We start from the raw sequence: 12,803 nt of genomic DNA, 5'->3' as shown, positions 1-12,803 counted from the left end.
ACCATGGTCTTAAGAAGGAGCGTTCATGTCCAGTTTAATTAACAGCGCGATGAGCGGGCTTAGCGCCGCGCAGTCGGCGCTGAATACCACCAGTAACAACATCTCCAGCTATAACGTAGCCGGATACACCCGTCAGACGACGGTGCTGGCTTCTGCCAACAGCACGCTGGGCGCGGGCGGTTGGGTGGGCAATGGCGTTAATGTCTCCAGCATCCAGCGTGAATACAACGCGTTTATTACCAACCAGCTGCGTTCGGCACAGAATCAGAGCAGCGGCCTGGCAACGCAGTACGAGCAGGTATCGAAGATCGATACGATGTTTGCCAGTTCGACGAACAATATCTCGACGACCCTGCAGGATTTTTTCAGTAGCCTGCAGACGCTGGTCAGCAACGCCGAAGACCCGGCTGCGCGCCAGACCGTTATCGGCAAGGCCAATGGCGTGGTGAATCAGTTCAAGGTGGCCGATCAGTACCTGCGTGACCAGGACAAACAGGTCAACCTTGGCATCACCTCAACCGTTGAGCAGATCAACAACTACACCTCTCAGATTGCCAGCCTGAACGATAAAATTGCACGTCTGACCGGCGTGGGGGCAGGGGCTACGCCAAACGATCTGCTGGACCAGCGCGATCAACTGGTGAGTAACCTGAACAAGCTGGTGGGTGTTGAAGTGAGCGTCCAGGACGGCAGCACCTATAACATCACGATGTCTAACGGCTACACGCTGGTGGCGGGTACCAAGTCGAACCAACTGGCCGCGGTGCCGAGCAGCGCCGATCCAACGCGCACGACCGTAGCGTACGTGGACAACGTTGCGGGTAACATCGAGATCCCGGAAAAGCTGCTGACCACCGGCTCACTGGGTGGCATGCTGACCTTCCGTTCTCAGGATCTGGATCAGACGCGGAATAGCCTCAACCAGATGGCGCTGGCCTTTGCAGATGCCTTTAACAAGGTGCATGAAGGTGGCATCGACGCAAATGGTCAGGACGGTGAAGCGTTCTTCAGCTTTGGCACACCATCGGTGCTGCCGAACGCTAAAAATGCCGGCGGCGCAGCCCTGGAGGCAGAAGTAAGCGATGCCTCGGCGGTACAGGCGACGGATTATCGCATCGTCAACACCAGTGGCGGCTGGCAGGTAACGCGACTGTCTGATAACACCACGGTGACGTTGGATAAGGACAGCACGCCGACCTCACTTAAATTTGATGGCTTAACGGTAGATGTCAAGACGGCTGACCCAGATAATGGCCCAGCGCCGGGCGATAGCTTTATCTTAAAACCAGTGTCAGACACCATCGTAAATATGAAAGTGGAGATCACCAGCGAGTCGCAAATTGCGATGGGTATTGCGGATGCCGATGGTAATAGCGCCGGCGAAAGTGATAACCGCAATGGGCAAAAACTGCTGGATCTACAGACCAGTAAAATCGTTGGTGGCTCAAAGAGCTTCAATGATGCGTACGCGGCGATGGTGAGTAGCATCGGTACCAAAACCGCAACGTTGAAGAGCAGCAGCACCACGCAAGCAAGCGTCGTTACCGAACTCACGCAGCAGCAGCAGTCTATCTCCGGGGTCAACCTCGATGAAGAGTATGGCAACCTGCAGCTGTACCAACAGTATTATCTGGCCAATGCGCAGGTGCTGCAAACCGCAAGCACCATCTTCGACGCATTAATTAATATTCGCTAAGAAGAGGGAGCATCATGCGCGTTAGTACTTTAATGATGTATCAGCAGAATATGCGGGGCATTACCGACTCCCAGTCTGCATGGTTGGGATATGGTGAACAGATGTCGACCGGAAAGCGGGTTAACCGCGCATCGGACGACCCGGTTGCGGCTTCTCAGGCCGTTGTGCTGTCGCAGGCCCAGGCGCAAAACAGCCAGTATGCGACCGCGCGTACCTTTGCTACCCAGCGGGTCTCGATTGAAGAGAAAACGCTGTCACAGGTCACCACGGCTATCCAGTCGGCGCAGGAGAAAATCGTGTATGCCGGAAACGGTACGCTGAGCGATGATGACCGCGCATCTCTGGCAACGGATCTCGAAGGTATTCGCGATCAAATTCTCAACCTGGCCAACAGCACTGACGGTAATGGTCGCTACATTTTTGCTGGCTATAAGACGGATGCGGCGCCATTTGATGCAGACGGTACCTATAACGGTGGGTCTGAGAACGTTGAGCAACAGGTCGATTCTGCACGTACGATGGTTATTGGTCATACCGGTAATCTGGTCTTTGATAAAGATCCTGCGAGTACGAGCGCGGATGCTGATAGCAATATTTTTGTGGCGCTCAACAAGGTGATTGATGCGTTGAAAACGCCGGTAGGTGATGATGAGTCCTTGAAAGAGGTGTCATCGGAAGCGATTGACAGAGCGAACCGTAGCATGAAAGGTGCGCTGAACAACGTGTTGACCGTTCGCGCCGAGCTGGGTACCCAGCTTAACGAGCTCGACAAGCTCGATTCGCTGGGCGATGACCGTGCGCTGGCGCAAACCCAGCAGATGAGTAACCTGGTCGACGTAGACTGGAACGAAACGATTTCGAATTACACCATGCAGCAAACCGCACTACAGGCAGCGTACAAAGCCTTTACGGATATGCAGGGAATGTCGCTGTTCCAACTGAATAAATAAAACAGGTAAGTTTTGACATATCTGGAAACTGGATATGTTTTATCGCCCGCGTCACTACCCCGTCGCGGGCTTTTTTTCGTCGTTTACTGTGCGTTCAGCGCGGCGTTACGTAGACGCCAGGTTTCGCTGATGCGTATGGCCAGCGCCACCAGACCCGCCACCGTTGCCAGCACAACGACACCTTCCCAACCGGCCATCGCATAAACCTGCGTACCTAATACCGAACCGACAGACATCCCGATAAATACCCCGGTGAACAGCAGCGCGTTCAGGCGGCCACGAGCCTGCGGCTCAAGGCTATAGACCAGGTTCTGATGCGCGACCAGGCTTGACTGCAGGCCCAGGTCGAAGCCCACGGCGGAGATGGCAATCAGCGCCAGCTGCGCCATCGGCGGCAGAACAGGGAGCAGCAGCATCAGGGCGAATGAAACGCTGACCAGCAGCGCGCCGAGCTGAGTGACCTTCTCGGCACCGACTTTATCTGCCAGACCTCCTGCCAGCGGTGCGGCTAATGCCCCGGCGGCACCGGCGATACCAAACCCACCGGCAACGGCGCTGCCCATGTGGTAGTGCTCGGCCAGCATCACGGCAAGAGTAGACCAGAAGGCGCTAAAGGCGATAGAGAGAAAACCCTGCGCCATGGCGGCACGACGCAGCGTCGGGTAGCGACGCCACAAGTGCGCCATCGAAGCCATCAGCGCCGGATAGTGCAGCTCTGAGTGTGCGGTAAAGGTAGGCAGCACACGCCACAGCAGGGCACCAATCAGCGCGATGCTGATGGCGGCAGCCTGATACATCACGCGCCAGCCGAACAGTTCACCCACCACGCCGCTCACGGTACGTGACAGCAGGATACCCAGCAGCAGACCGGTCATCACCGTACCCACCATTTTACCCTGCTTGCCCTGCGGTGCGAGGATCGCCGCCGCCGGGACAATATCCTGCGCCATGGTGGCAGCCATCCCGATAAGCAGGCTCACCGCCAGCAGCGAGTGGAATTGCTGGGTCAGGCTATAAACCAGCAACAGTACCGCTAGCGATAGGCTTTTTAGCAGAATGAGCGTCCGGCGGTCGTAGCGGTCACCGAGCGGCAGCAAAAACAGGATCCCCAGTGCGTAGCCAGCCTGCGTCAGCGTAGGAATTAGCCCCATACCTTCCACGCTTAGGTTTAACGTTGCGCCCATCAGTGGCAGCAGCGGCTGGGCGTAATAAATGGCGGCGACGCTAAACCCTGCGCCCAGTGCCAGGATGAATATCAGCAGGCTACTGGCCTGCGATGGTGCGGTGTGATTGTTCATGATGTTGTTGTCCTCAACTGTGTATGAGGCGTATTTTCCGCGTCTTAGGGGTAGAGCGGTAGTCGGCGAGGTGGTAAAACAGTTATACGTTTGACGTATAGGCAAATCGATAATGAAAAGAAATGAGCGTATAGATCGCGTGGAGCTGATGCGGACTTTTATTCGCATTGTGGAGTCCGGTTCGCTCTCCGCTGCTGCCCGACAGCTACAGACCACCCAGGCCACCGTCAGCCGTCGCCTGCAATCGCTGGAGGAGATGCTGGGTGCGAAGCTGCTGCAGCGCTCTACGCATGCCATGAAGCTGACGGACGACGGCGAACGCTGCTATCAGCATGCCCGGCAGGTGGTGGAGTCCTGGCTGGCGCTGGAAGATGCCTTACAGTTTTCTGATGACCAGCCGGTCGGTACGCTGCGGGTACGTGCGCCACATGCGTTTGGTCAACAGCAGTTGCTGACGCCGCTGGTGGGCTTTTTGGCGCGTTATCCGCAGCTGTCGGTGGAGTGGATGCTGCATGACAAAGCGGTGGATTTTATCAGCGATAATATCGACTGTGCGATCCGCGTGGGGGCCGACGTTGACCCGGCAACGGTATCCGTGCTGCTGGCGGAAGTGCCGCGCTGTATCGTCGCCTCGCCCGAACTGCTTGCGCGTTATCCGGCGGTGGAAAGCCCTGAATTGCTCTCTGCGCTGCCGTGGATTGCCATCAGCACCTTCTACCAGCATGAGGTCACGCTACGCCATACCGAGAGTCACCAGACGGTGAACGTGGCGGTGGCGGCGCGGCTCAGCACGGATAGCCTGTACGTAGCGAAAAATGCCGCGCTGGCACACGTTGGCGTGGCGATTGTCTCAAGCTGGACGGTGGAGGCGGAGCTGGCGAGTGGGGAACTGATTGAGCTATTGCCGCAGTGGCAGGCAGCACCGCTGCCGGTCCACCTGGTATACCCGTGGGCGCTGTACTACCCGACGCGATTGCGCAAGTTTCTCGACCTGATGCGGGAAGTGATGCCGCAAATTGCCGGCATGCAGCAGCCAAAAAAAGGGTAAAAAAAATCGGCCACCGGGGCCGATTTTTTATTTCACGCGCAGAGGGTTATTCAACTGGCTGCGGGCGGGTTGGACCCGAAGTCGCGCTATGGGTTGCGCTGTGACCACCGGCGGAACCTTTACCGTCGAAGTCAAAGGCAGGGCGAACCCAATCGCTGTGACGCGGTGCTTCAGGCACGTAGGTTGGTGCTGGTGCACGCGTCATTGGTGCCGTGGCGTGATGAGCGGCAGCAGGTGCTGGCTCGGCGACAACGGGCGTGTCGACTACCGGTGCCGGAGCAACCACTGGTGCTTCAACGACTGGAGCCGGCGCGACAACTGGCGCTTCCACTTCAGGCGTTACCGCTACCGGAGCTTCAACCACTGGCTCTGCGGCAGCCGGTTCGGCTTCCACGTTGGCTTCTTCAACCGGCGCTGCGGCTTCGGCAACCGGCTGTACCGGCGCTTCTTCAACAACAACTGGCTCTTCAGCTACCGCTTCTGCAACGACCGGAGCAGGCGCTTCTTCCTGCGCTGGCGCTGCTGCTTCAGCAACGACCACAACAGGTTCAACGACGGCTTCTGGCTCCACCACTGCCGCAGGCTGTACCGGCGCTTCAACAGCTACTGGTGCAACTGGCTCAGCGGCAGCGATAGGCGCTACGGCTTGCTCAATGGTTTCTGCCACGATTGGCTGTGCAATCTCTTCCTGCTCAACCGGTGCATCAACGATAGCCTGATCCTGAACCTGTGCAACCGGGTAACGGATCCACACTTTACCGGATGCCAGTTCTGGCGACGCACAGGCGACGGTCAGCGGCATTGGTGATTGGGTCGGGTAACGCTCATCACGGTAGCGACGGCGACGCTGGCCGCTGACGCGCAGGTGACGTGGAGAACGACGGGAGCGACGTGGCATACCGTTGTTATCACGACCTTCTGCGCTATCGTCCTGCTCGGCTTGTGCCGGAACATCAACGACGGCTGGCAGGTCAACTTTCGCCAGAGCGGTACGCGGTGCTTCTTCCTGCTGTGGTTCATCAGCAATCAGTTCACGTGCTGCGGTCTGCTCAGGGGTTTCGATACGCACTTTCTGCGACAGCTGACGCGGCTTGCGACGCGGCATGTTCTGAACGCGCTCTTCCGCTGCGGCTTCCTCGGCAATAACCGGCTGCTCTTCGCGGATCTGCGGCTTCGCTTCCTGCGGCTGCTGACGTTTTTCGTCGCTGCGGCGGCGGTTACGTTCGCGGCGGGACTGCTGCTGTTCATCGCGGGATTTCGCTTTCTCGCTGTCGTCTACGGCAGCGACCTGACGGTTTTCACGTGCTTCACCGGTCTGCTGTGGCTTCTCACGACGGTTGCGGCGGTTGTCCTCGCGGCCTTCACGGCTCTCACGCGGTTCACGGCCTTCAGCGTTTTCACCACGGTCGTTACGTTCATTACGTTCATTACGCTCGCCTCGGCGGTCGTTACGGTCACCGCGGTCATTACGGTCGCGACGGTTGTTCTGACGCGGTTTGCGGCGTTCCTGCTGACGTTCAGGCTTGGCTTCCTGCTTCTCAGGCTGAGCTTCAACCGGCGTTTCCGGGGTACCGGCAAACAGGTTTTTCAGCGCGCCGAAGAAACGGGAGATCAGGCCCGGTGCAGCAGGTGCAGCAGCAGCGGTCGCTTTCGCCTGTGGTGCTGCAGCGGCAACAGTGGCTTTGACTGCCGTTGGCTCTGGCACTTCAGGCATCACGAAGGTTGCCAGCGCAGGCTGCTCAGGCAGCTTACGCTCAACGAACTCTTCTTCTACCGGCAGCGCCATGGCTTCTTCATGCAGCTTCGGCAGCAGGTAGCTCAGGGTGGTAGTCTCTTCACCTTTACGCACGCGCAGTACGGAGTAATGCGGGGTTTCCATCTGATCGTTTGGCACGATAATGCAGCGAACATCGCCCTGACGGGATTCGATGGCGCTGATAGCGGCGCGCTTTTCGTTCAGCAGGTAAGAGGCAATTGGCACTGGGACAATCGCATGAACTTCTTTGGTGTTCTCTTTCAGCGCTTCTTCTTCAATCAGACGCAGGATAGAGAGCGACAGCGATTCGTTGTCACGCACGGTACCGGTGCCGGAGCAGCGTGGGCAGACGTGGTGGCTGGACTCACCCAGAGAAGGGCTCAGACGCTGACGGGACATCTCCAGCAGGCCGAAGCGAGAAATGTGGCTGATCTGGATACGCGCACGGTCCTGACGCACCGCTTCACGCAGACGGTTTTCTACCGCGCGCTGGTGGCGTACCGGGGTCATGTCGATAAAGTCGATAACGATCAGGCCGCCAAGGTCACGCAGGCGGAGCTGACGGGCGATTTCATCGGCCGCTTCCAGGTTGGTGTTGAATGCGGTTTCTTCGATGTCGCCGCCGCGGGTTGCACGTGCGGAGTTGATATCGATAGCGGTCAGGGCTTCGGTGCTATCGATAACGATAGAACCACCTGACGGCAGACGGACTTCACGCTGGAAAGCGGATTCAATCTGCGATTCAATCTGGTAGTGGCTGAACAGCGGGATTTCACCGGTGTACAGTTTAATTTTGCTGCTGAAATCCGGACGACCCAGCGCAGAAATGTGCTGACGCGCCATCTCCATCACTTTCGGGTTATCGATCAGGATTTCGCCGATGTCCTGGCGCAGATAGTCGCGGAAGGCGCGAACAATCACGTTGCTTTCCTGGTGAATCAGGAACGGAGCAGGGCGGCTGTCAGCGGCTTTCTGGATAGCTTCCCAGTGCTTCAGACGGAAGCTTAAATCCCACTGCAGCGCTTCGGCGGATTTACCCACGCCCGCGGTACGTACGATTAAGCCCATGCCGTCTGGCAGCTCAAGGCTTGCCAGCGCTTCTTTCAGTTCGGTGCGATCGTCACCTTCGATGCGACGGGAGATACCGCCAGCACGTGGGTTATTCGGCATCAGCACCAGGTAGCTGCCCGCGAGGCTGATAAAGGTGGTCAGCGCAGCGCCTTTATTGCCGCGCTCCTCTTTATCAATCTGAACGATAACTTCCTGACCTTCGCGCAGGACGTCTTTGATGTTCGGACGACCATGGGCGTTGTAATTAGCAGGGAAGTATTCGCGAGCGATTTCTTTGAGGGGGAGGAAACCATGACGCTCGGCGCCGTAATCAACAAACGCGGCTTCGAGACTGGGTTCAATACGGGTAATTTTGCCTTTGTAGATGTTCGCTTTTTTCTGTTCGTGTCCTGGGCTTTCAATATCCAGATCGTACAGACGCTGCCCATCAACAAGGGCGACACGCAACTCTTCCTGCTGAGTTGCGTTGATTAACATTCTTTTCATCGTAACTTACTCATTATTCTTACATTGACGACTAAGCTGCGAGCAGAGTGTTGCCTTTCCGGGGTAAACCGATGGCCTCGTGACTATTCACGTCGCCAACCTCACGGTTGTCGCTCGTTTAAGAGGCGCAGAGTGTCGGTAGCCTGTGTTTCAAGCGGAAACACAGCGCAATTATTTGGGGAACAGCCTGGGATAACTCTCCAGAGAAGATTCCATTTATACTCGTCATCTTTCAGAAGCTAGAGGTCTGCACGGATGTTTCCCGTTGCGTTTTCTGTCTATCATCTAAAATTCATACAGTATATGTACCGGTAAGGACTGCAACTCGCAGCCCGCTAACTGTCTGAACGATCAATACGTCTTACGCCATTGCTGCGTGGATGATCGGACGGACAAAACTGGTCATTCCGTAAATATCCTTGTTATTCCAGGTTCAACACGGAAAACAGATTCATTATTCCTTGCTAACCTGGTTATAGCAAGATGACTTTCACCTTTTATCACCCGGTTACTCACAGTTTTTTCACCAGTCCGATGAGATTGTTCTAATAACAAACAGCTCATAGGGTGAAGCAGCCTGAGAAACGGATAATGATAAATATAAGCATAGAAAAATGAGTGGCGCTATTGAGCCGGGATATTTAGAATCGCGCACCATGAAAACTGAGACTCCGACCGTAAAAATGATTGCCATTAGCGCTGATGAAGCCGGGCAACGAATTGACAACTTTTTGCGCACCCAGCTGAAGGGCGTGCCGAAGAGTATGATTTACCGCATCCTGCGTAAAGGGGAAGTGCGGGTAAACAAAAAACGCATCAAGCCAGAATACAAACTGGAAGCCGGCGATGAAGTTCGAATCCCGCCGGTACGCGTCGCTGAGCGCGAAGAAGAGGCGGTGTCGCCGCATCTGCAAAAAGTGGCAGCGCTGAGCGATGTGATCCTCTATGAAGACGATCACATCCTCGTGCTGAACAAGCCGTCTGGCACCGCCGTGCATGGTGGTAGCGGCCTAAGCTTTGGCGTCATTGAAGGGCTGCGTGCCCTGCGCCCGGAAGCGCGTTTCCTTGAACTGGTGCACCGCCTGGACCGCGATACCTCAGGTGTCCTGCTGGTGGCGAAAAAGCGCTCTGCGCTGCGTTCGCTGCACGAACAGCTGCGTGAGAAAGGGATGCAAAAAGATTACCTGGCGCTGGTTCGCGGGCAGTGGCAGTCCCACGTTAAAGTGGTACAGGCACCGTTGCTGAAAAACATTCTGCAAAGCGGCGAGCGTATTGTGCGTGTGAGCCAGGAAGGGAAGCCGTCGGAAACCCGCTTCAAGGTGGAAGAGCGCTATACCCACGCCACGCTGGTGCGCTGTAGCCCGGTGACCGGGCGCACGCACCAGATCCGCGTGCATACGCTGCATGCCGGTCACCCGATTGCCTTTGATGACCGCTACGGCGATCGCGAGTTTGATAAACAGCTGGCGGGCACCGGACTGAACCGTCTGTTCCTGCACGCCGCTGCGCTGAAGTTTACTCACCCGGGTACCGGTGAAGTACTGCGCATTGAAGCGCCGCTGGATGACCAGCTCAAGCGCTGCCTGCAGGTGCTGCGTAATCAAAGCAAACAGCAGTAAGCCGTAGGCCGGATAAGCGAAGCGCTATCCGGCAGATGCGCATAGGTTGCCGGATGGCGGCGTACACGCCTTATCCGGCCTACCAGACCCTCTTATTCCCCCTCATTTCAGCCATTTATCCAGCCACGGGAACACTTCCTCCTGCTGTTGCTGGTAAAAGACGTGGCCGAGCGCTGGCCAGGTTTTGGTCACCAGCTTGTCGTCGGCATGTTGTGAAGACCAGACACGGTGCACTTTGGCAAAGGCGTCGTTGACCGCGCTGGCCGGGAATAGCTTGTCCTGTCCACCGCTAAAAATCAGCATTGGTTTCGGTGCGGCAATGCTGGCGATATCCGGAATATCCATTTTGGCTGCCATGCCCGGATGCAGCATATAAAAGGCCGACTGGCCGCGCAGCACGTTGTTGCCCGGGATCATCAGGCCGTTATAGGTACCGAACCAGGAGATTACCGCCGTGGCGGCGACCTTATCGGACAGCGCCGCGAGCTGCCAGGCGCGATACCCGCCCATTGAGAAGCCGAGCACGCCGATACGCTGGCTATCGACCCCTTTAAGTGAGGCGAGGAAGTCTACGGTGCGCATATCTTCATAGGCCATTTCCCCCGCCAGAGAACGTCCCAGATTAAAGTAGTTGCTGGCCAGTGCCTGCTGCTGCTCGTACACCATCGGCCCGCGGTCGCCCCAGCCGGGACTATCGATGGCGATAACCACGTAGCCACGCTTTGCCAGTTCATCGCCGATAAAACGGCCGGTGAAGAACTTATCGGCCCAGGCCTGGGCGCTGGCAAGCTGTTCGGCGTTACCCCATGGACGGATTAGCTTCTCTTTACCGATATCAAATTTCGAACCGTGATCGTGGAGCAGGACGATTGCCGGATGAGGGCCGGGGGATTTTGGTGTCAGCATCAGCGCGGCGATACGGTTATCGTCGGTAATGTTTAAAGCCAGCTTCTCGGCGGTGTAGCTGCCCCGGTCTTCGCGGGCGATGTTTTGTGCGTCGAAGGGTTTGGTCGCGTCAGGAGTGAGAAGCGACTGACGAAATAACTGACGGGCATGCTGTTGCCATGTTTTAAAATCGGATTTGTGTCCAGAAAGCCACGAATCCGGGTACTGCATCTGGCTTTTCATCTGTTGCCAGCTGGCGGGAAGATTCCCCTCGACAATGCCCTGTTGCTGCCAGTCATCAACGGCATTGGCCTGCGCTGCGGTCAGCATTGCCAGCATAAATAACAGTTTAGGTGTGCCACGCATCCTCTCTCCTTAAATTAAAACAATGTTTCAATGTGGGGTATGGATTGTAATGGTGGTGAGAAAATAAACTGTGATCGTGGGGGGATTTCCCGGCGTCGCTGCGCTCGGCCGGGCTACCTATCCCGAATGTAGCTCGGCCGAGCGCAGCGACGCCGGGAATGCACTAATCTGCCAGTGGGTTAAAGCTCTCCCGGCGCAACATTTTGCAGAGTGCAATCAGCGGTAAACCAATCAGCGTGTTCGGATCGCGTCCTTCAAGGCGGTCAAATAATGCGATCCCTAACCCCTCGCTTTTAAAGCTTCCAGCGCAGTTGAGCGGGTTTTCTTTACGGATATAGGCGTTGATTTCTTGCTCACTTAAATGGCGAAAATGGACGTCGAACGGCTCACATTCCGTTTGTAACTGACCATTAGCCGAATTGTACAGCGCCAGCCCGGTATAAAACGTCACCACATTGCCACTGGCCTTTTTTAATTGCAGGCGAGCATTCTCTTCGGTGTGTGGTTTACCGGTGATTTCTCCATCGAGCAAACAGACCTGGTCAGAGCCAATAATCAGATGGTTAGGGAAACGCACGGCCAGCGCCTGGGCTTTGGCCTGCGCCAGTCGCAGGACCAGGCTGCGTGGGGTTTCGCCCGGTAGCGGCAGTTCATCAACCTCGGGCGCGGCGCACTCGAAGGGTAGGCCGAGTTTCTCGAGCAGCTGTTTGCGATAGGGGGATGTCGAAGCAAGAATCAATTCAGGCATAATTTTTTAAATAGACGGTAGCGAATTAGATTCCGACATTTTAAACTATAGGCCGCAATGTGTGCGAATTATTGGCAAAAGGCAACCTGAGGCTGCCTTTTTCTTTGACTCTATGACGTTACAAAGTTAATATGCGCGCCCTATGCAAAAGGTAAAATTACCCCTGACTCTCGATCCGGTTCGTACGGCTCAAAAACGCCTTGATTACCAGGGTATCTATACCCCCGATCAGGCGGAGCGCGTCGCCGCGTCCGTAGTCAGTGTGGACAGTGATGTAGAATGTGAAATGTCCTTCGATATCGATAACCAACGCCTCGCGGTTCTGACCGGTGATGTGAAGGTGACGGTATCGTTAGAATGTCAGCGTTGCGGGAAACCGTTTACTCATCATGTCTACACAAAGTATTGTTTCAGCCCGGTCAAAAATGATGATCAGGTTGAGGCACTCCCGGAAGCGTATGAGCCGATTGAGGTTAACGAATTCGGTGAAATCGATCTGCTGGCGTTGGTTGAAGATGAAATCATCCTCGCCTTGCCGGTAGTTCCGGTGCATGATTCTGAACACTGTGAAGTGTCCGAGGCGGACATGGTCTTTGGTGAATTGCCTGAAGAGGCACAGAAGCCAAACCCATTTGCCGTATTAGCCAGCTTAAAGCAAAAGTAATTGAGGAGTAAGGTCCATGGCCGTACAACAGAATAAACCAACCCGTTCCAAACGTGGCATGCGTCGTTCCCATGACGCTCTGACCGCAGTCACCAGCCTGTCTGTAGACAAAACTTCTGGTGAACAACACCTGCGTCACCACATCACTGCCGACGGTTTCTACCGTGGCCGTAAGGTAATCGCTAAGTAATCACGCGAAAGCGTGATGAAGCTTAG

At 56.0% G+C, this 12,803-nt stretch carries 10 protein-coding genes; 6 read left to right on the top strand and 4 right to left on the bottom strand.

The window, feature by feature from the left end; translation table 11 throughout:
* Positions 1 to 25 precede the first annotated feature (25 nt).
* Both flgK and flgL read left to right on the top strand, forming a co-directional pair.
* Positions 26 to 1,696: a flagellar hook-associated protein FlgK gene (gene flgK, locus V6944_RS08105; protein ID WP_333498580.1), complete on the top strand. Its 1,671-nt coding sequence runs from the start codon at positions 26 to 28 to the stop codon at positions 1,694 to 1,696.
* A gap of 14 nt (positions 1,697 to 1,710) precedes the next feature.
* Positions 1,711 to 2,646, top strand: a complete 936-nt coding sequence (gene flgL / locus V6944_RS08100; RefSeq protein WP_333498579.1) for a flagellar hook-associated protein FlgL — start codon at positions 1,711 to 1,713, stop codon at positions 2,644 to 2,646.
* A gap of 83 nt (positions 2,647 to 2,729) precedes the next feature.
* On the opposite strand, the gene V6944_RS08095 is transcribed toward flgL, so the two are convergent.
* Positions 2,730 to 3,944 carry an MFS transporter gene (locus V6944_RS08095; RefSeq protein WP_333498578.1) on the bottom strand — a complete coding sequence of 405 codons (1,215 nt, stop codon included), beginning with the start codon at positions 3,942 to 3,944 and terminating at the stop codon, positions 2,730 to 2,732.
* A 112-nt stretch (positions 3,945 to 4,056) separates the two neighbouring features.
* On the opposite strand from V6944_RS08095, the gene V6944_RS08090 reads away from it, so the two are divergent.
* Positions 4,057 to 4,992, top strand: coding sequence for a LysR family transcriptional regulator (locus V6944_RS08090; RefSeq protein ID WP_333498577.1), 936 nt, complete (start codon positions 4,057 to 4,059; stop codon positions 4,990 to 4,992).
* A 46-nt stretch (positions 4,993 to 5,038) separates the two neighbouring features.
* Here V6944_RS08090 and rne read toward each other — a convergent pair whose 3' ends face one another.
* Complete coding sequence (gene rne, locus V6944_RS08085) at positions 5,039 to 8,305, bottom strand: ribonuclease E (protein ID WP_333498576.1); 3,267 nt, start codon at positions 8,303 to 8,305, stop codon at positions 5,039 to 5,041.
* Between the two features lie 656 nt (positions 8,306 to 8,961).
* Here rne and rluC point away from each other — a divergent pair.
* Positions 8,962 to 9,924, top strand: coding sequence for a 23S rRNA pseudouridine(955/2504/2580) synthase RluC (gene rluC / locus V6944_RS08080; protein ID WP_185666415.1), 963 nt, complete (start codon positions 8,962 to 8,964; stop codon positions 9,922 to 9,924).
* Positions 9,925 to 10,026: 102 nt separating this feature from the next.
* On the opposite strand, the gene V6944_RS08075 is transcribed toward rluC, so the two are convergent.
* A complete protein-coding gene (locus V6944_RS08075; protein ID WP_333498575.1) occupies positions 10,027 to 11,175 on the bottom strand; it encodes a dienelactone hydrolase family protein in 1,149 nt (382 codons plus the stop codon).
* 163 nt (positions 11,176 to 11,338) lie between these two features.
* Positions 11,339 to 11,923, bottom strand: coding sequence for a Maf family protein (locus tag V6944_RS08070; RefSeq protein WP_333498574.1), 585 nt, complete (start codon positions 11,921 to 11,923; stop codon positions 11,339 to 11,341).
* 142 nt (positions 11,924 to 12,065) lie between these two features.
* Here V6944_RS08070 and yceD point away from each other — a divergent pair, with 142 nt between their 5' ends.
* Positions 12,066 to 12,587: a 23S rRNA accumulation protein YceD gene (gene yceD, locus V6944_RS08065; RefSeq protein WP_333498573.1), complete on the top strand. Its 522-nt coding sequence runs from the start codon at positions 12,066 to 12,068 to the stop codon at positions 12,585 to 12,587.
* Positions 12,588 to 12,603: 16 nt separating this feature from the next.
* Positions 12,604 to 12,777, top strand: a complete 174-nt coding sequence (rpmF, locus tag V6944_RS08060; protein ID WP_003036242.1) for a 50S ribosomal protein L32 — start codon at positions 12,604 to 12,606, stop codon at positions 12,775 to 12,777.
* Positions 12,778 to 12,803 lie beyond the last annotated feature (26 nt).

Origin of the sequence: Kluyvera sp. CHPC 1.2972, from assembly GCF_036759925.1 — a bacterium.
Classification (GTDB): Bacteria; Pseudomonadota; Gammaproteobacteria; order Enterobacterales; family Enterobacteriaceae; genus Kluyvera.
The sequence above is the reverse complement of the archived record's forward strand: the minus strand, read 5'-3'. Positions and strand labels throughout refer to the sequence as shown.